Source organism: Pseudomonas sp. YNh (assembly GCF_037993085.1).
GTDB lineage: Bacteria > Pseudomonadota > Gammaproteobacteria > Pseudomonadales > Pseudomonadaceae > Aquipseudomonas > Aquipseudomonas putida.
Genome location: NZ_JBBMRJ010000019.1, coordinates 59,020 through 76,840, shown reverse-complemented (window position 1 = coordinate 76,840; position 17,821 = coordinate 59,020). Strand labels below are relative to the sequence as shown.

Below are 17,821 nucleotides of genomic sequence, written 5' to 3'. Positions count from 1 at the left end.
CGAAAGTTTCATTTGCCTTCACCTGCGGAGTTGGCCCGCAACCTGCTATATCCAGCCTGCGAATTTGATCGAGTGGTCAGGCCGCGCGTGCTAGCTGCTGCCCGCGCCGGACCCTCTAAACGGCCAGCAGGCCACGGATTTCAGGGGCCGCAGGATGTCGCTCGCGGAGCAGATCGAACAACAACAAGACGATGCAGGCTGGAGCGCCCACCTGCAGTTGCGCTTTGTCAGGCGCGACGATGTGACCCGCCTTGGTGCGCGTAGGCATTTCGGACCTCTTTTGGTGCAGCGGCCTTTCTACCCGGAAGGTGCACCGTGCCATGTCTATGTACTGCACCCGCCGGGTGGCATCGTCGCCGGCGACCGCCTTGACCTGGATATCCATCTGGAACCCGGCAGCCATGCGCTGCTGACCATGCCGGGTGCCAGCAAGTTCTACCGCAGCATCGGCCCCACCGCGCGGCTGACCCAACGTTTTCAGCTGGCCGCCGGCACCACCCTGGAATGGCTGCCGCAAGACAGCATCTTTTTTTCCGGCGCCCGCGCCAGCCTGCACAGCCGTTTCACCCTCGAACCCGGGGCGCGCTTGCTGGCCTGGGAAACCCTGTGCCTGGGGCGCCCTGTGATGAACGAGCGTTTCGAGCAGGGCGCTCTGGACAGTCGTTTGCATATCGAATTACCTGACGAAGTCGGCTTGCATGAACGCCTGCGTATCGAAGGCGGGCGCCTGGACAAGCTTGCCGGCCACCCGCTGCTTGCGACGTTTTGTGCGGCACCGGCCGACCAGGCGGTGCTGGAGCAGGTACGTCCACTGCTCGACGAACTGGCCAACCCGGCCGGCGCGACCCTGCTGGGGTCGTTGCTGGTTATCCGTGTGCTTGACCATGACAACCAACACCTGCAACGCACCCTGCAACGCCTGTGGCACGTGCTGCGCCCGGCCGTCCTCGGCCTGCCAGCCTGCCCACCGCGTATCTGGGCTACCTGAGAGAGCGCCATGGAGCTGACCCCGAGAGAGAAAGACAAACTGCTGCTGTTCACTGCCGCATTGCTGGCGGAACGGCGCCTGGCCCGTGGCCTTAAGCTCAATTACCCGGAGGCCGTGGCGCTGATCAGTGCTGCCGTACTGGAAGGCGCCCGCGACGGCCGCACCGTTGCCGAACTGATGAGCCAGGGGCGCGAAGTGCTGACCCGCGCGCAGGTGATGCCCGGTATCGCCGAGATGCTCCACGACGTGCAGGTCGAAGCGACCTTCCCGGATGGCACCAAGCTTGTGACCGTGCATGACCCCATCGTCTGAAACAGCCCAGGAGCCCCGCATGATCCCAGGTGAAATCCAGGTCGCCGCTGGCGATATCGAGCTGAACAGTGGCCGCGAAACGGTCAGTGTCAGTGTGGCCAACCACGGCGACAGGCCGGTGCAGGTCGGCTCGCACTACCACTTCTACGAAGTCAACGACGCGCTGGTGTTCGACCGTGCGCCAACTCTGGGTTTTCGCCTGGATATCCCGGCCGGCACCGCCGTGCGTTTCGAGCCGGGCCAGGCACGCACCGTGCACCTGGTGGCCTACGCCGGCAAGCGTGAAGTCTATGGCTTCCAGGGCAAGGTGATGGGCCCGCTGGAGGGCAGGGTATGAGCCGCATTTCCCGCCAGGCCTATGCCGACATGTTCGGGCCCACCGTGGGCGACCGTGTGCGGCTGGCCGACACAGCGTTGTGGGTAGAGGTGGAGAAGGACTACACCATCTACGGCGAAGAGGTGAAGTTTGGCGGTGGCAAGGTCATCCGCGACGGCATGGGGCAGGGCCAGATGCTGGCCGCCCAGGCCATGGACCTGGTGCTGACCAACGCCCTGATCATCGACCACTGGGGTATCGTCAAGGCCGATATCGGCATCAAGCACGGGCGAATCGCAGTCATCGGCAAGGCCGGCAATCCGGATGTGCAGCCTGGCGTCAACGTACCGGTGGGCCCCGGCACCGAAGTGATCGCGGCCGAGGGCAAGATCGTCACCGCCGGCGGTGTCGACTCGCATATCCACTTCATCTGCCCGCAGCAGGTGGATGAGGCCCTGAACAGCGGAGTCACTACCTTTATCGGCGGCGGCACCGGGCCTGCCACCGGCACCAATGCCACCACCTGCACGCCCGGCCCCTGGTACCTGGCGCGCATGCTGCAGGCCGCCGACAGCCTGCCGATCAACATCGGTCTGCTGGGCAAGGGCAATGCCTCGCGGCCAGACGCGCTTCGTGAGCAGATAGCGGCCGGTGCGGTGGGCCTGAAGCTGCATGAGGACTGGGGCTCGACCCCGGCGGCTATCGACTGCTGCCTGGGCGTGGCCGAGGAAATGGACATCCAGGTAGCGATCCATACCGACACCCTCAACGAGTCCGGTTGTATCGAAGACACCCTGGCGGCCATCGGCGACCGCACCATCCATACCTTCCACACCGAAGGTGCCGGTGGTGGTCACGCGCCGGACATCATCCGCGCTGCGGGGCAGGCCAACGTGCTGCCATCCTCGACCAACCCGACCCTGCCGTACACGGTAAACACCGTGGACGAGCACCTGGACATGCTCATGGTCTGCCACCACCTGGACCCGAGCATCGCCGAGGACGTGGCCTTTGCCGAATCGCGCATCCGCCGCGAAACCATTGCTGCCGAGGACATACTTCACGACATGGGCGCCTTTGCCATGACCTCGTCTGATTCCCAGGCGATGGGCCGGGTTGGCGAAGTGGTGCTGCGCACCTGGCAGGTTGCCCACCAGATGAAGCTGCGCCGTGGGCCTTTGGCGCCAGACACGGCCTACAGCGATAACTTCCGGGTCAAGCGCTACATCGCCAAGTACACCATCAACCCGGCGCTGACCCACGGCATCGGCCACGAAGTGGGCTCGTTAGAGGCAGGCAAGCTGGCCGACCTGGTGCTGTGGTCGCCGGCGTTCTTCGCGGTCAAGCCGGCCCTTGTGATCAAAGGCGGCATGATCGTCACCGCACCCATGGGCGACATCAACGGCTCCATCCCCACGCCGCAGCCGGTGCACTACCGGCCGATGTTCGGCGCCCTCGGTGCCGCGCGACATGCCACGCGCATGACCTTCCTGCCCCAGGCGGCAATGGACCGTGGCCTGGCCGAAGAGCTGAACCTGCGCAGCTTGATTGGCGTAGTCAACGGCTGCCGCCGGGTGCGCAAGCCGGACATGGTCCACAACACCCTGCAACCGCTGATCGAGGTTGATGCGCAGACCTACCAGGTGCGCGCCGATGGCGAATTGCTGGTATGCGAGCCTGCCAGCGAACTGCCGCTGGCCCAGCGTTACTTCCTGTTTTGAAGGAGCACCCATGATTGTCTTGAACCGCCGTATCACCGAAACCGGCACGCTTGCTGTAAGCGGCACCGTCACCCTGGACGTGGACAGCCGCATCAAGAGCCGCCTGCGGGTAACCCTGGACGATGGGCGCGAAGCCGGGCTTATGCTCGAGCGCGGCCACCTGTTGCGTGGCGGTGAACTGCTTGCCGATGCCGAAGGCAGCCAGCTGATTCGCGTACTGGCGGCGCCCGAGGCTGTGTCGACGGTGCGCTGCGCCGATCCGCACCTGCTGGCCCGCGCGGCCTATCACCTGGGTAACCGCCACGTGCCGCTGCAGATCGAGCCTGGCCTGTTGCGCTTCCAGCATGACCATGTGCTGGACGACATGCTGCGTGGCCTGGGCCTGACGGTAGAAGCGGAACAGGCACCATTCGAGCCTGAAGCGGGGGCGTACCAGAGCGCACCGCACGGCCACAGCCATGCCCACGGCCACGATCACCCGTTCGTGCGCCTGCCTGCCCATTCCTGAACTGCCTCGGAGCAACCTATGAAAAAGACGTTCGCCGTGTTTCTGCTGATGCTGGCCCTGCCAGCCTTCGCCCACCCTGGCCATGACAGCAACCCGCTGCAGGACGGCCTGCTGCACCCGCTGACCGGCCTTGACCACCTGCTGATGCTGCTGGGCACCGGGGTACTCGCGGCATTGACCGGGCGCAGCCTGACACTGCCCCTGGCAACCCTGGCAGCGATGTTTGGCGGGGCAGTGTGTGGCCACCTGTTTGGCGACGTGCTGGGCATGGAAACCTTGATCGCCCTGTCGCTGCTGGTGGCTGGCGGGGCGGTATTGCTGCCGAGCCGTCAGTTGCTGCTGGCCATGGCCATGCCGGTGTTCGCCCTGTTCCATGGCTGGGCCCATGGCGTAGAAGCCACGCCAAGTGCGTTCTGGCAATTCAGCGCCGGCTTTGTCGCGGTCAGCGGCCTGCTGCTGGCGGCGGGCTTTGCGGTCGGTTGCCTGTTGCGCCGTCACAGTGGCCTGCAGAAGGCCTTTGGCGGCGGCTTGCTGGCCAGCGCCGCGCTGGTGCTGGCCGGTTGATGAACAGCGAAATGGCGTTGCTGCGACTGCTGCAGCTGGCCAGCCCCGGCCTACCGGTGGGGGGGTTCACCTACTCGCAGGGCCTGGAGTGGGCGGTGGAGGCGGGTTGGGTAAAAGGCGTGGACGGTTTCGCTGCCTGGCAGCGCGAGCAGGTCGACGACACCCTGGCCTGCCTCGACTGGCCGCTGCTGGCGCGCCTGTACCACGCTTGCCAGGCCGAAAATGCCGAGACGTTCGCCCACTGGAGCCGCTTCCTGCTGGCCAACCGCGAGACCACCGAGCTGCGCCTTGAAGAGCAACAACGTGGCGCGGCGTTTGCGCGGCTACTTGATGGCTGGCAACTGGGCCAGGCCCCGGCCTGGCGCGCCAGCCTTGAACTGACTCAGCTGGGCGGTATGGCCTGGTTGGCAGTGCACTGGGCAATTCCGCTGCGTCAGCTGGCCCTTGGCTATGCCTTTGCCTGGTTGGAGGGCGCGGTCATGGCCGGGGTCAAGCTGGTGCCTTTCGGCCAGCAGGCTGCCCAGACCTTGCTGCGCGACCTGAGCACCGGCTTGCCCGCGGCCCTCGACCAGGCATTGGCCCTGGGCGACGACCAGATCGGTGGCGGCCTGCCATTGCTGGCCATTGCGTCATCACGTCACGAAACCCAATACACCCGTTTGTTCCGTTCCTGAGGACTGCCTTCATGCAAAGCTATCAACAACCCCTGCGCGTCGGTGTCGGCGGCCCGGTCGGCTCTGGCAAGACTGCACTGCTGGAAGCGCTGTGCAAGGCCATGCGCGACCACTACCAGATCGCCGTGGTTACCAACGATATCTACACCAAGGAAGACCAGCGCATCCTCACCGAGGCCGGCGCCCTGGAGCCCGAGCGCATAGTGGGCGTGGAAACCGGCGGCTGCCCGCATACGGCGATCCGCGAAGACGCCTCGATGAACCTGGCGGCCGTCGAGGCGCTGGCGCGCAAGTTCGGCAACCTGGAGGTGATCTTCGTCGAAAGCGGCGGTGACAACCTCAGCGCCACGTTCAGCCCGGAGCTTGCCGACCTGACCATCTACGTGATCGACGTGGCCGAAGGCGAGAAGATCCCGCGCAAGGGCGGCCCAGGCATTACCAAGTCGGACTTCCTGGTCATCAACAAGACCGACCTGGCGCCTTATGTAGGGGCTTCGTTGGAAGTGATGGAGCGCGACACCCAGCGCATGCGCCCGCAGCGGCCGTGGACCTTCAGCAACCTGAAGAAGGGTGAGGGGTTGCAGGCGGTGATTGATTTCATCGTCGAGCGCGGGATGCTGGGTGTGCGCGGCTGACATATCGCGGCCCCTGTGGTAGCGGGCGCGCCCGCGAATCAGGCGACACGTTGCCTGGCACCGGCTTCGCCGGTGTTCGCGGGCATGCCCGCTCCCACAGGAGTGCGTGCTCCTTGCTTCAGTTGTGGCAGCAGTGTGGCTGGTCTGACTGCCCTTCATAGCGGTCATGGTGCCGCACCCAGTCCATGGTTCCGCTTTCGTTGCGCCCCAGTGGCGCAATGTCGAGGAAGTTGTAGGTATTGACCAGAATGTCCAGCCCGCGGGCATAGGTCGAGTAGGTGTGGTACACGCTGCCATCCGCTTCGCGGTAGAACGCACTCAAACCGGGCAATTCGCTTTCACTGCCCTCATACGGCTCATAGTTGTACTGCCGCTCACCCGCGCTGCCGACACTGACGCCAAAGTCTTCGTTGAACCCGCTGCCGTGTGACGAGTACCAGGGGAACTGCCAGCCCATGCGCCGGCGGAACGCCTGGAACTCGGCGTAAGGTGCCCGCGATACCGCCACCAGCGACACGTCGTGGTGAGCCAGGTGCAGGTTGGCCCCGTCAAAATGGTCGGCCAGGAACGAGCAGCCGGGGCAGCCTTCGCTCCAGCCCTCGACGAACATGAAGTGGTAAAGCAACAACTGGCTGCGCCCCGCAAACAGGTCGGCCAGGCTCAGCCCGCCCTCCGGCCCCTGAAACTGATAGTCGTGCTCGACCTTGACCCAGGGCAGGGCGCGGCGGGCTGCTGTCAGCGCGTCGCGGTGGTGGGTAAAGGCTTTTTCGTGCAGCCACAGTTGCTGGCGGGCCGCCAGCCACTGGCTACGTGAAACCACCGGGTGCCTGCTTTCGCTTGTGCTCATGGTGCTGTCTCCACACTGGGGGATTCACACACTAGTCGAGCACGCCAAGGTCGAATCGACAGGCACCGGTGGCCGGCTGATGAGCGGTAAGGCGCTCAGCCCGAATGGGCGATATGCCCCTCGGTCAGTTCATCCGCTGCGTCTTCCTCGCCGGGCAGCGCGGTGATCACGCTGAAGTCACTGACCTCCACCTTGCCGCCGCCGTAGCCCAGCAAGTGGAAGGAAAACGCTTTGCGCTCGGTCGGGTTGTCAAAGCTGAACTCCATTTCCAGCGGCTCGTCGGCGGTGACCTTCACTTCAGCAGGCAAGCCCAACGGTACGTCCTGCTCCAGTTGCTTGGCCTTGAGCTGGATGTAGGCCACACGCTTGGGGTCCAGCGAGCGAACCTTGACCCGCACGCGGGTATGCGAGCCTTCCGGCATTTCCAGGTACTGGGCGCCGATCAGGTTGTCGGCCCAGTCATCGTGAATGCGCTTGCGCAACTTGATCGGCGAAGGGCCGCCGAACTGGTAGCGCAGGTTGAGCGGGGTTTGCAGCAGTGACTGGTCGAGCACCCCGGCCAGGGCGCCGATCTGCTGGCCGAGCAGGCTGTCGCCCGGGCCCAGGTAGCGGGCCTGATCGGCAATGAAGCCTTCACTGGCGTACCGTCGGCAGCGTTGCTGGAAGTCACACTCTGTGAACACGCCTTGGCCATTGTGGTAACGCAGCATGCCGTTGGTGTAGGAAATCATCTCGCGGCCGGTGTCGTAGTCGCGGTACAGCGAGCGGCCGCCAAGCGCCATGGGAATGGGCAACGCAAAGTAGTCGAGCACCGAGGTGGCCAGGTCGATATGGCCATAGGTGCCGCGTTTGATACGCGGCAGCTGCGCCTGCTCCGGCGCCAGGGTGAGGTTGAAGCCCCAGGACGAGGCCAGGCGCACGCCGTCGATACCATGGGACTCGTCGGAGGTCACCACCACCAGAGTGTCCTTTAGTACGCCCTGGCGTTCGAGGTTGTCGAGGAAGGCCCCGAGCGCGTCATCCAGGTAGGCGACCGCTGCCTGTTTTGGCGTGTCATAGCGCTCCAGGTATTCGGCTGGCGCGGAGTATGGCTGGTGGGTACCCACGGTGAGCAGGGTCAGCATCCACGGCTTGTCTTGTTTCTGTAGCTGGCCGACGTAGTTCAGGGCACCTTCGAAGAAGGCGCGGTCATCCTTGCCCCAGGGGAAGTCCAGGTAGTTCTTGTTGCGGAACCACTCCAGGCCATGTACCGAGTCGAAGCCGATATGCGGCATGATGCGGTCCTTGGCCATGAAGCGCAGGCCGGCACCTTGCAGGTAGTGGGTGGTGAAGCCGGCCTGGCGCAGTTGCGCTGGCAGGCAGGCCTGGTTGCGTTCGTTCTGCGTCAGCAGCTCTACGCCCTTTGGCGTGCCATTGGCCAGCTTGTCGTAATCACCACACAGCATCGCGTACAGGCCGCGGATGGTCTGGTGGGTATGCAGCACATAATCCGGGGTATTCATGCCCCGCTCGGCCCATTGACTGACCTTGGGCATCAGATCTTCGTCAAAGCGGCTGTGCAGGGCCTGGCGGTTGGGCCGCAGGTAGGCACCGGGGATGCCCTCCACGGTAATGACCAGCAGGTTGCGAGCGCTGCCCGGCCCGGCCAGCAGCCGCTGTCCGTGCAGGTCGGACTGGGTCAGGCCACTGCTGGCCAGCGGTGTGAACGTTTGCGTATGGCCCATCCAGCCTTCGACCGTGCGCTCCAGGCTGCCGACCCCGGCCGACATCAGTTGGTGGGTGAGGTTGTATTGGCGCCACTGGTCGGCGTCGGTAGGTGCCAGCTGCTGGCTACCCCAATGGGCACCAAACAGCACTACCGGAATGGCCCAGGCCGTGCGTGGCAGCGGGGTGCTGCGCTGGCTGCGGCTGCGCCAGGCGGTGGCCAGCCAGGCCAGCAGGCCGGCCCCCAGGGTCAAGGGCAGCCAGGCATGGGCCAGGCCGCCGCCGGTTGAATTCTCCATGAACTGCGGGTCGACCAGGTAGGTCAGGTCGGCGCTGGTGGGTAACCGGCCCACGGCGCTTACCAACTCGGCTGAAGCCACCCACAGGGCTGCCCAGGCCAGCAGCACGGGCAGGGCCAGCCACCATGGCCGACGGTGCAGCAGCACTATCAGCAGGCTGCCAAGAGCGAGGTCGGACAGGTAACCGAGCGGGTTGGACCAGCCCAGCATGGCGCGCGTACCCAGTGGGATCACCAGTACCAGGGTTGCCAACGCGGCAAGCCGGGTACGTGGGTGGTCTGACAGGTTCTTCACAAAAACTTCCCTTTTGCCATTAAATCGTCATGCATCTGTGCTGGATGATAACAGGCCGGGGAAGGGAAAGCGGTTTGCTACAAGGATGGTAACCAAAAGCCGGGCCCGCGCTAGCGGGCCCGGCCGAGGGCAAGTTTCAGAAGTAGTAGGGGAATTTCAGGCTGAAGGAAAAGTCTGGCGCATCATCGGTCAGACCAATGGACAGGTTGGGCACGATGGTCAGGTTGTTGGTGGCGGCGAAGGTCAAGCCCACGTTGAAGTTGGCCGCGTTGTAATCGCTGTTGGAGATCGATTGCCAGTCGCCGCCATCGGGTTTGATCTTGCTCTTGCGGGCGAACTGGTCAGACACCGAGAACGACATGCTCATCTTTTCGTTCAGGGCAAAGGCAATACCGCCGCCAATCTGCCAGGAGTCGCCAAGCTTCACGTCACCCGGCACCTTGCTGTTGACCTGTGGGCTGATATCGCTGAACGAGTCCTGCATGTTGTAGGTGTACGACAGACTGCCGAACAGCACGGCCGGGTCGAAGGTCTTGACCAGCGAGATGCCCGGTGTGATCGACCACACCCCGTTGCCGGTCGGCAGGCTGTCCGGGACTGCCAGGTTGCTGTTGCCGTCAACCTCGCGCAGCTTGATGCCGTATGGGTCCTTGCCGGTCGGCGCCTTGACCCGCAGGGTGGCAACCGCGTCAGGCCAGGTCTCGTCCTCGTCGAGAAACTTATAGGCCACGCCCACGTTGATGTCGCCGATTTCCGGGTCGCGGGTGACGGTCGCATCGGAGGTGGTCGCCCCGGCGCCTCCCGCACCGCCGGAGGAATACGTTGATTCGCGGTACACCACGGGCACGTTGATGTCGAACTGCCAGCGCTGCGCCAGGTTGTAGCGCGCGGTCATGTCCAGGGTCCAGTTGTCGGCCTTGATCCGGTCAAGGTTGATACTGCCGAGGAAGATCGAATCCAGTGCCAGGAAGCCATTGAGCGTCAGCGCACGGGTATCGTAATGGGTGTAGGTGACACCGGTTTCGAAGCTGAACTTGCCGCCGCCAAAGAATCCGCTGGCTTCGTCGTACAGGTTGGAAACGCTTTGCGCCGGCTCGGAATCGGCGGTCAGCGCCTGGCCGTAAGAGCTGCCTGTGGTGCCTGGCGCGCCTGAGGCGACGGTCTGCGCACCTTTGACCCCCTCGGCGGGGGACTTGACCAGGCGTTTGGGCGGCGCTGCTGCGGGGGCCTCCTCGACCTGGCGCACGCGCTGTTCAAGTACCATCAGAGCCTGTTGCTGGGCCTCGTAACGGCGTTTGAGTTCGATCAGTTCCTGTTTCAGCGCTTCGACCTGTGGGTCGGCGGCTGCGTAGAGTGCTGTGGGTGCCAAGGTAGTCAAACACACAAAAGCTCTGAGCGTAAAAGATCGGTACATGGAGTTGCCGTCCCTTCCAACTACTTTTGATGAGACTGAGCGTAGATCAGTATCCGAAGGTGCGAAGACCTTTGAGCTGGTCAAGGCTGCCGTTGAGCGAAGCCGCTGTCGGCACGTTCTCACGCATGACGACATTCAAGGATGTCATGTTGCTGACCCGGTTGCCGTTGCCGAGCAATGTCGAGTTCTGCATCAGCCCCCCCTGGGCCAGGCGTTGCACGCTGCTGCCCTGGTTGTTGCTGGCATTGATGTTGAGCTGCACACCTACACCGCTGGAAGACACACTGAGCGCGCCTGCGCCGTTTTCCCCGACCAGGGTCTGGCCGGCGGCCAGCACCTGGCCTTGCTGTTGCACGGCGGGGGCCTGATTGGCCTTGGTGACGTTGATATCGACGTTGTTATAGGCCGCGTTGTTGTCACCGGCCGCACGTACCACCTGGGTCACACCCTCGGTAGTGGCAAGGCCATTGCCACCCGTGACCACGCCAGTCCCGGCAGAAGGCGCACTGCCCGGCGCCGTACCCGTGCCTTTTTCATCAATCATCGATACATAGAACTGAGGCTTGATGGTCGACTGCTGAACCTGCAGCGTGGACGTTGCCCCAATCACGTCGCCCTTGGCGTTTTGCCAGGTGCTGCTCATGACGATGCCGAAGCTGACGATGCGTCCCGGCATCACGTAGCGGCCACGCAGGTTCGCCAGCTCCTGGTCCTTCAGTTCAATGGGTTTCAACGCCTCGGCGTGGCTTGGCAGGCTGGCAGCCAGGCAGGCCATGGCCAGCCACAAAGAAGTCTTCATGAAATGCTCCCTGGAGCATCATGCTCCTTGTCATTAGAACAGTCGTTAGAAGAAGTCGCTTTTGATGAAGCCGAAGTCCAGCAGCTCGTTGTCCTTCACGGGGGTGAAGGTGTCCACCCGGCCCTTGGCGGTCAGCGGCAGGGGCGGGTCGAGCAGGATGTTGTTCTTGTCGTAACCCTGGCCGATCACGGCGAAGATGATGCCGTTCCAGCCTTTGAGGAAGTCTTCGACTTTGTAGCGTCTATGGCCCAGTACCGGGTCACCGACGTACACCCAGCCTTTATCGACCTTCTGCATGACCACAAAGTGCTTGTAGCCGCGTACATCCATCAGCACCACGACCGGGATGCGCACGTTGTGCAGGGTGTCGGGCGCTACGCGATACCCGCGGGCACGCATTCCTAAGCTTTCGACGTAGCGTTTCATGTCGAGCATCGAGAAGCCCTGCGTGCGCACCAGGTCCTGGTCGGCGTGGGCCAGCATGCCTTCGATGATTTGATGTTCGTCCACATCCAGCCAGTAGGCCTGGCGCAGGATGGTGGCCAGTGCGGCGGCGCCGCAGCTGAAGTCGGTTTTCTGTTGCACCAGGTCGGCAAACTTGCGTTCGCGCACGCTCTGGATGGGTTTGAACACCACGGCGCCGCCCGGCAGGACGGACAGCGGCATTTGTGCAGCTTCGCTCACGCTGGCCAGGCACAGCAAAAACGCCAAGGCGAAAATACGCATGATCGGACGCCTTACGGTGTGTTGAAGAAAGGCCCCCCGAAGGGGGCCTCAAGCGCAGCGTTTAGAACGAGGTGTTGGAGATGGCCAGCGAGTTGCTCTGCTGGTTGCCCACACCGGCTGCCACGTTCACGCCCAGGTTGCCGCTGCCACCGTTTACCGAACCGCTAAGGGTTGCAGTATTGGTAACAGGGTTGGCCCAGCCGGTCGGGGTCAGCACTTGGAAGGACACGGTATTGCTCAAGTCGTAAGCGCTGCTTTCGCTGTAGCTCTTCGAAACGTCGTTCGAGGATTGTTTTGATTTCTCGCCAGACTTCGAGAAATCAGACGCCGAAGCATTCTCGTACGAAGAGTCGTGAGACTTGGTGTACGAAGACTCTTTGGACTTGTCGTACGACGAATCACGCGACTTGTCGTAGTTGGAGTCGAATGCTTTTTCGAACGACGAGTCGTATGCACTTTCGTGCGACTTGTCGACCGATACATCCAGCGATGCACTCAGCGAACCGTCGAAGGTGCTGGAGCGGGTGCGCTCGCGACGGCCATCATCGGTGGTGAGCGTACGCGTAGCGTTGGCGGCTGCATCCAGCGATGCGTTCAGGTTGGCACTGCTCGACGAGCTGTTGCTGCCGCTGGCCGAGCCGCTGGCACCCCAGCTGTTCGAGCCGCTTGCGCTCGAACTGTTGGACCCGCTGGCGTTGCTGGTTTTCGAACCGCTGGAGTTCCAGCCACTGGAGCCGCTGGAGCTGGCGCTTTGCGCGCCGGCCACGCTGAAGCTCGACGACGAGTTGCGGTCATCGGTCGAGTTGAACGTGCCATCACGCGAGCTCGAACCGCTTGCCGAGGTGGTGATGGTAATCGTATCCACCCGATAGGTACGGTCGGCGGAGTTGTTCACCGTCAGGCCTGGGCCATTCTGATCGGCGGACGCGGTGGCAGTGGCATTACCCAATGGTGCATTGGAGTTGGCGATTGCCATGGTGTTTTTCTGTTGGTTGAGGTCGCCACCGGCCACGTTGATGCCGATATTGCCTTCAGCCCCACTGGCCGAGCCGCTCATCACAGCCGACGACTGGGTCGACCAGTTGTCGACCCGGTTGTTCCTGCTGGTTTGCTGAACGTCTGCAGTCGCGTCGGCCATACCGAACACGAAGCTGTTATCCAGGCTCGAATCGGCGCCAGCATTGGCAATGGCAGCGGCGTTGTCCTGCTGGTTGCCGTTACCGGCCGCCACGTTGACACCAACGTTACCGCTGGAACCTTGGCCCGAGTCGCTCATCTCGGCTTCGTTGATGGTGCCTTGGTTGGTGATGGTGTTACGGGTGCTGCTTTGGGTGTCTATAGCATTGGCCGTTGCATACACAGGGATTTTGGTGGGTGGAGGCGTATGCTGACCATTGTTATGGTGGCCGTTATGGTGGTCATTACGCCGATCGTTTTGCCCAGCTTGTACAGCAACAGCCATGACCGCAGCAATTGCGAACACCAGAGGCTTGATTGCCATCGAGGGTTTCATGGTGATTCTCCGTACTTTATTAGGTTAAGTGTTGTTCTTAACTGATTGGGTCAATCCGCGACCCGGATGCTCAAGGTGTTGGCCATGCGGTTTCCCACCCCGGCACTCTGGTTCAACTGAATCACCCCACGGCTACCGGTGAATGCCTGGTCACTGGTGGTGACCTGGCGATAGCCGGCTGGAATGTCAGTTGCTCCGGAGTTGTTGATCAGCGCCACGTTCTGTTGCATGAGGACGCTGTCGTCGATACTTTGCGGTTGAGCACTGAGGGTGATGCTCAGGGCGTTGGCTTGCTGGGTGTTGGCCCCGGCGCTCTGGTTGACGCCCAGTGCGCCACTGCCGTTGCTGAAGGCGTTGCCCTGAATGGTCGAGCGGGCATCCATCGCGGGGTCGGCAGGCGTGTTCAGCCGTTGCCGGATCTGCGTGCTGGCGTTCGCTTCAGGCCCCACGGCGATGGCGCGCGCATTGACCTGTTGCTGTTTGTCGCCAGCCGCCTGGTTGACAGAGAGGTTGCCCTGGTATCGGCTGCCGGAGCTGTCGATGTTGGCGTTATTGATGACGGGAACGAGTGAATCGGCGAGGGCTGGCGCACTGCAAAGGGTGGCCAGAATCAGCAACATGTGCTTCATCTCACTTGCCCCCGCCTGTCAGGATCTGCAACGGAGCAAGCCCGCGCTGAACACTTGAGTTGACCATATTCGAGATGCCGTTGCCCGAACCGGTGCCCCGGCCACCCGCCAGGTTGGGCAGCTGGTTCTGATTGCCGAGGTTACCGCCCAGGTTGTTGGTCTGCTGGGTGATCATGTTGCTGATGCCGGCGCCGCTGCTGATGCTGGCGAAGTCGCCATCGCTCAGCTCGTTGGTTTGTTTGAGCACGTAGGCAGAAGGGTTGGCGTTGACCGTGGTCGGGCTCGGGTCAGGGATCAGGGGGGGGATCGTCGCGTTGCGCACCTGCACGTCACGCTTGATGATGATGATCCCGTTGTCCGCCTGGGCCGCCAGGCTCAGTGACCCCAATACACAACCCACCAGTACGAGGTGATAGAGGCGTTTGTCACTTTTCCTCACGACGGCGACTCCTTCTTTGAGCGCTGGCCCTGTTCAGCGATGCGAACAACAGAGCAGAAGGTGTGCCGCTTTTGAGAATCGTTTCCAGATCAACGGGTTAAGGCAAATGGATGAGAATCTGCGGCTTATTCTGTCTCAGGGTTGATACAGGTAGCCGTGGGTATTGCCGGGCAAGCCAGCAGTGGCTTTGACTGGAAGGGTTTTTGCAGGGGTGTTTCACTGGCTTGACACTGTCCCCGATGCGGGGGAAACCCCCGCGTTTTCGGGGGCTTTGCCCCACTGGTGTGTCTCAGTGGCTTAACACTCGGTAGGGCATGATGGCGCATCGATATTAAGCAGCATAGCAACCGCCTGCAGTGCCCGCAATTGGCGCTGCGGCCAATTGCCCTCAAGTATCTGGTGTGCCTGATGATGCCGCTTCAGCCAGGCCAGGCTGTCGTCGAAAAAGCGTTGGCGATCGTTGAGATCGGGCTGGCTGCGCTGGCCGTCGGCAACCCAGTCCACACCTTGCGGGCTGAGCAGCAGGTGCAGGTCGTAACGTCTTGCCAGCAATGCCTGTTCCAGCCAGGGCGGACAGTCATCGAACAAGGCGTGGCTCCAGAGCATGTTGCTGAGCAGGTGGGTGTCGAGGATGAGCAGCGGTGGGGCCTGCTCGCGGGCCCGGTCCTCCCAGGCCAGTTGGCCCCGGGCGATGGTGGGGATATCCGCGTAGCAGGTATCGCGGCACTCCTGGTCGATAAAGTGCCGCACGTACTCGGCTACCACCACCCCGCCGAAATGCGCCTGAATCACGCCACTGAGCCAGCTCTTGCCGCTGGATTCGGGGCCGCACAGTACCAGTACCTTCATGGCCTGTTCTGCGCTCATGGCTGCACCAACGCCGGGTCACGGCGCCATTCCAGCCAGCCGCGCACGGCAATCAGGGTAAGCACGACGAAGAAGCCGGCGGTGAAATACAGCTGCTGGTGCAGGTACTGGCCTACATAGACGATGTCTACCACTACCCACAGCGGCCAGCATTGCAGGCGCTTCTGGGCCATCCACAGTTGCGCTACCAGGCTGAAGCCGGTGAGGGTGGCGTCCAGCCAGGGCAGGGCGGCATCGGTCCAGTTGGCCATGGCCGCGCCCAGCGCCGCGCTCAGCAGGAGCCCGGCGACCAGGCCGCTGAGCAGTGCCGGGCGTTGCAGGCGGGAAACCTGGCGGGCGTCTTCCTCATGACCGGGGCGCTTCCATTGCCACCAGCCGTACAGTTGCAGGATGGCGTAGGCCAGTTGCAGCAACATGCCCGAATACAGCTTTACCTCGGAGAACAGCCAGCCATAGATCAGCACCATGACCAGGCCGATCGGCCAGCACCAGGCGTTCTGCTTGACCGTTAGCCAGACAGCGGTAACGCCGAGGACGGCGGCGATGAGTTCAAGGCCGGTCATCGGCGATCCTTGGAGGCTTAGGGGAAGGGGCGAGATTGTAGCGGCTCATTGGGCCAAGTTGTAGCGCACATTGTGGGAGCGGCCTTGCCGGGGCGCCGGACCGGTCGGAAAGGGCCGCAAAGCGGCCCCGGGATTTCGGCATCAAAACATAGATTGCTGGGGTCGCGCTGCGGCCCTTTCGCGGCGCAAGGCCGCTCTTACAAAGGCCGCGTCGATGTCCAAAGGCTAGACCCGGAACTGCCGCAGCAACTGTTCCAGCTCCTCGCTCAACTGCCCCAGCGCCACCCCGGCATCACTCGATTGGCGCGCCGCGTCAGCGGTTTGCTGGGACAGCCCGGCGGTATCCAGCACGTTTCGGTTGATCTCTTCGACCACATGCGCCTGCTGCAAGGTGGCACTGGCAATGGATGCATTCAAGGCCGTGAGATTGTTCAGCACCTGGTTGATGGCATCCAGGCTGGCGCCGGCCTCGCGGGCTTGCTCGACGGTCTGGCGCGAGGCTTCGCTGCTGGTGTCGATGGCCTTGACCGCCGCGTCCGACTGGCTTTGCAGGTGCTCGATCATGGTATGGATCTCGGCCGTTGACTGCGCTGTGCGCTGGGCCAGCAGGCGCACCTCATCTGCGACCACCGCAAAGCCGCGACCTTGCTCCCCGGCCCGTGCCGCCTCGATGGCTGCGTTCAGCGCCAGCAGGTTGGTCTGCTCGGCGATGGAGCGGATAACGTCCAGTACGCCACCGATGCGCGTGCTGTGCCCGGCCAGGTCGCGGATCACTTGCACGGCCTGGTCGATGGTCAGCGACAGCCGATCGATCTGTGCCAGGCTGCCATGGATGGCTTGCTGACCATGCGCTACCTGCTGCTGCGCGGTGCGCATTTCCCCGGCGGCCTGTTCGGCGGTCTTGGCCACGTCCTGCACGGCGTACGTCACCTCGTTCACGGCGGTGGCCACTTGGTCCATCTGTAGCGATTGCTGGGCACTGTGCTGTTGTGCGGCACCCGCATTGTCACCCACATGCCCGGCGGATTGGGCCAATGCGTGAGCGGCGCCCTGCAGCTGGCCGACCACACCTTGCAGCTTGCCGTTGAAGCGGTTGAAGTGCTCGCCCAGGTGGGTGATTTCGTCACGACCGTGGGTGTCCAGGCGCCGGGTCAGGTCGCTTTCGCCGCTGGCAATGTTGCCCATGGCCTGCACGGCCTCCTGCAAGGGCCGGGCGATGCTACGGGCAATCAGCAAGACCACCAGCGCCATCAGCAGGGCGATGCCCACGCCCACCAGTGAGGCGTCGCGCAGCTGGCGGGCGAATTCGGCCTGCACATCATCAATGTACACGCCAGACCCGATGATCCAGCCCCAGGGCTTGAACAGCTGTATGTAGGAAGTCTTGGCCACTGGCTCGCTGGCGCCGGGCTTGGGCCAGCGGTAGTTGACCGGCCCGGCGTCCTGCAGGCGGGCCAGTGCGACCATCTCGTTGAACACGGCAAAGCCGTCAGGGTCGCGAATGGCCGAGAGGTCCTGGCCGTCGAGCTTGGGGTTGGCCGGATGCATGATCATCCTGGGCCCCAGGTCGTTGATCCAGAAGTAGTCGTCGTGGTCGTAGCGCAGAGCCCGCACCACTTGCAGCGCCTGCTGCTGGGCAGCTTCGCGGCTGAGTGTGCCGGCCGCTTCCAGCCCTTGGTAATAGGCCAGTACACCGGCCGCCGTCTGCACCACGTGGCGGGTTTTCTCCGCCTTGGCCTGGTACAGGTCACCGTGGATCTGGCGCAGCATCAGCAGGCCCAGCACCACCAGCATGGCCACTGCCACCACCAGGATCAGCCACAGCCGACGGCTGATCGACATCGATCTCAGAGTCTTCATCCACGAGCTCCCGCATTGTTCTTTTTATTGAGGTGCATCCAAGCATGCTTTGCGCCAGGGCCCCACTCGACTAATGGCTAAGTGATATCTTAGTTATAGTCTGCAGCAGGTCTCGTAAAGCGAATGCAAAGGCGCTCTGCTAGGATTTC

At 63.1% G+C, this 17,821-nt stretch carries 19 protein-coding genes; 8 read left to right on the top strand and 11 right to left on the bottom strand.

Annotated elements, in window-relative coordinates; translation table 11 throughout:
* Window positions 1-154: 154 nt before the first annotated feature.
* Genes WF331_RS19400 through ureG form a run of 8 tightly spaced genes read left to right on the top strand, consistent with a single transcriptional unit; the run spans window position 155 to window position 5,718 of the window.
* Entirely contained in the window at window positions 155-988 is an 834-nt protein-coding gene (locus WF331_RS19400) for an urease accessory protein UreD (RefSeq protein ID WP_284360120.1), read from the top strand.
* A 9-nt stretch (window positions 989-997) separates the two neighbouring features.
* Entirely contained in the window at window positions 998-1,300 is a 303-nt protein-coding gene (locus tag WF331_RS19395) for an urease subunit gamma (protein ID WP_340623217.1), read from the top strand.
* A gap of 19 nt (window positions 1,301-1,319) precedes the next feature.
* A complete protein-coding gene (locus WF331_RS19390; protein WP_016500038.1) occupies window positions 1,320-1,637 on the top strand; it encodes an urease subunit beta in 318 nt (105 codons plus the stop codon).
* A complete protein-coding gene (gene ureC / locus WF331_RS19385; RefSeq protein WP_016500037.1) occupies window positions 1,634-3,337 on the top strand; it encodes an urease subunit alpha in 1,704 nt (567 codons plus the stop codon). Before WF331_RS19390 ends, ureC begins: the two co-directional genes overlap by 4 nt.
* A 10-nt stretch (window positions 3,338-3,347) precedes the next feature.
* Entirely contained in the window at window positions 3,348-3,845 is a 498-nt protein-coding gene (ureE, locus tag WF331_RS19380) for an urease accessory protein UreE (protein WP_016500036.1), read from the top strand.
* Between the two features lie 18 nt (window positions 3,846-3,863).
* Window positions 3,864-4,409, top strand: coding sequence for a HupE/UreJ family protein (locus WF331_RS19375; RefSeq protein WP_016500035.1), 546 nt, complete (start codon window positions 3,864-3,866; stop codon window positions 4,407-4,409).
* Window positions 4,409-5,083 carry an urease accessory protein UreF gene (locus WF331_RS19370; RefSeq protein WP_340623216.1) on the top strand — a complete coding sequence of 225 codons (675 nt, stop codon included), beginning with the start codon at window positions 4,409-4,411 and terminating at the stop codon, window positions 5,081-5,083. Before WF331_RS19375 ends, WF331_RS19370 begins: the two co-directional genes overlap by 1 nt.
* A gap of 11 nt (window positions 5,084-5,094) precedes the next feature.
* Window positions 5,095-5,718: an urease accessory protein UreG gene (gene ureG / locus WF331_RS19365; protein WP_010953755.1), complete on the top strand. Its 624-nt coding sequence runs from the start codon at window positions 5,095-5,097 to the stop codon at window positions 5,716-5,718.
* A gap of 118 nt (window positions 5,719-5,836) precedes the next feature.
* On the opposite strand, the gene WF331_RS19360 is transcribed toward ureG, so the two are convergent.
* The 11 genes from WF331_RS19360 to mcpP form a co-directional block, all read right to left on the bottom strand.
* Entirely contained in the window at window positions 5,837-6,565 is a 729-nt protein-coding gene (locus WF331_RS19360) for a DUF899 domain-containing protein (protein WP_284360135.1), read from the bottom strand.
* A 95-nt stretch (window positions 6,566-6,660) separates the two neighbouring features.
* The gene (locus WF331_RS19355; RefSeq protein WP_284360139.1) at window positions 6,661-8,862 is read right to left on the bottom strand and encodes an LTA synthase family protein; all 2,202 of its coding nucleotides are present in this window, start codon (window positions 8,860-8,862) and stop codon (window positions 6,661-6,663) included.
* Between the two features lie 136 nt (window positions 8,863-8,998).
* On the bottom strand, window positions 8,999-10,276 hold the full coding sequence (locus WF331_RS19350) for a hypothetical protein (RefSeq protein WP_041167754.1): 1,278 nt from the start codon (window positions 10,274-10,276) through the stop codon (window positions 8,999-9,001).
* Window positions 10,277-10,322: 46 nt separating this feature from the next.
* On the bottom strand, window positions 10,323-11,075 hold the full coding sequence (locus WF331_RS19345; RefSeq protein ID WP_016500030.1) for a hypothetical protein: 753 nt from the start codon (window positions 11,073-11,075) through the stop codon (window positions 10,323-10,325).
* Window positions 11,076-11,120: 45 nt separating this feature from the next.
* Window positions 11,121-11,801 (bottom strand): C39 family peptidase, encoded by a 681-nt coding sequence (locus WF331_RS19340; RefSeq protein WP_016500029.1) that lies wholly within the window; start codon window positions 11,799-11,801, stop codon window positions 11,121-11,123.
* A gap of 61 nt (window positions 11,802-11,862) precedes the next feature.
* Window positions 11,863-13,314: a hypothetical protein gene (locus WF331_RS19335; protein ID WP_016500028.1), complete on the bottom strand. Its 1,452-nt coding sequence runs from the start codon at window positions 13,312-13,314 to the stop codon at window positions 11,863-11,865.
* Window positions 13,315-13,364: 50 nt separating this feature from the next.
* Complete coding sequence (locus WF331_RS19330) at window positions 13,365-13,943, bottom strand: hypothetical protein (RefSeq protein WP_016500027.1); 579 nt, start codon at window positions 13,941-13,943, stop codon at window positions 13,365-13,367.
* A gap of 1 nt (window position 13,944) precedes the next feature.
* Window positions 13,945-14,382, bottom strand: coding sequence for a hypothetical protein (locus WF331_RS19325; protein ID WP_241800601.1), 438 nt, complete (start codon window positions 14,380-14,382; stop codon window positions 13,945-13,947).
* A 297-nt stretch (window positions 14,383-14,679) separates the two neighbouring features.
* Complete coding sequence (locus WF331_RS19320; RefSeq protein WP_284360144.1) at window positions 14,680-15,249, bottom strand: AAA family ATPase; 570 nt, start codon at window positions 15,247-15,249, stop codon at window positions 14,680-14,682.
* On the bottom strand, window positions 15,246-15,812 hold the full coding sequence (gene pnuC / locus WF331_RS19315) for a nicotinamide riboside transporter PnuC (RefSeq protein ID WP_284399661.1): 567 nt from the start codon (window positions 15,810-15,812) through the stop codon (window positions 15,246-15,248). Before pnuC ends, WF331_RS19320 begins: the two co-directional genes overlap by 4 nt.
* 225 nt (window positions 15,813-16,037) lie before the next feature.
* Window positions 16,038-17,672, bottom strand: a complete 1,635-nt coding sequence (gene mcpP / locus WF331_RS19310) for a methyl-accepting chemotaxis protein McpP (protein WP_016500023.1) — start codon at window positions 17,670-17,672, stop codon at window positions 16,038-16,040.
* Window positions 17,673-17,821 lie beyond the last annotated feature (149 nt).

Coding starts and splice junctions, on each gene's coding strand:
- WF331_RS19400 (WP_284360120.1), top strand. CDS start 155: ATGTCGCTCGCGGAGCAGATCGAACAACAACAAGACGATGCAGGCTGG.
- WF331_RS19395 (WP_340623217.1), top strand. CDS start 998: ATGGAGCTGACCCCGAGAGAGAAAGACAAACTGCTGCTGTTCACTGCC.
- WF331_RS19390 (WP_016500038.1), top strand. CDS start 1,320: ATGATCCCAGGTGAAATCCAGGTCGCCGCTGGCGATATCGAGCTGAAC.
- ureC (WP_016500037.1), top strand. CDS start 1,634: ATGAGCCGCATTTCCCGCCAGGCCTATGCCGACATGTTCGGGCCCACC.
- ureE (WP_016500036.1), top strand. CDS start 3,348: ATGATTGTCTTGAACCGCCGTATCACCGAAACCGGCACGCTTGCTGTA.
- WF331_RS19375 (WP_016500035.1), top strand. CDS start 3,864: ATGAAAAAGACGTTCGCCGTGTTTCTGCTGATGCTGGCCCTGCCAGCC.
- WF331_RS19370 (WP_340623216.1), top strand. CDS start 4,409: ATGAACAGCGAAATGGCGTTGCTGCGACTGCTGCAGCTGGCCAGCCCC.
- ureG (WP_010953755.1), top strand. CDS start 5,095: ATGCAAAGCTATCAACAACCCCTGCGCGTCGGTGTCGGCGGCCCGGTC.
- WF331_RS19360 (WP_284360135.1), bottom strand. CDS start 6,565: ATGAGCACAAGCGAAAGCAGGCACCCGGTGGTTTCACGTAGCCAGTGG.
- WF331_RS19350 (WP_041167754.1), bottom strand. CDS start 10,276: ATGTACCGATCTTTTACGCTCAGAGCTTTTGTGTGTTTGACTACCTTG.
- WF331_RS19345 (WP_016500030.1), bottom strand. CDS start 11,075: ATGAAGACTTCTTTGTGGCTGGCCATGGCCTGCCTGGCTGCCAGCCTG.
- WF331_RS19340 (WP_016500029.1), bottom strand. CDS start 11,801: ATGCGTATTTTCGCCTTGGCGTTTTTGCTGTGCCTGGCCAGCGTGAGC.
- WF331_RS19335 (WP_016500028.1), bottom strand. CDS start 13,314: ATGAAACCCTCGATGGCAATCAAGCCTCTGGTGTTCGCAATTGCTGCG.
- WF331_RS19330 (WP_016500027.1), bottom strand. CDS start 13,943: ATGAAGCACATGTTGCTGATTCTGGCCACCCTTTGCAGTGCGCCAGCC.
- WF331_RS19320 (WP_284360144.1), bottom strand. CDS start 15,249: ATGAGCGCAGAACAGGCCATGAAGGTACTGGTACTGTGCGGCCCCGAA.
- pnuC (WP_284399661.1), bottom strand. CDS start 15,812: ATGACCGGCCTTGAACTCATCGCCGCCGTCCTCGGCGTTACCGCTGTC.
- mcpP (WP_016500023.1), bottom strand. CDS start 17,672: ATGAAGACTCTGAGATCGATGTCGATCAGCCGTCGGCTGTGGCTGATC.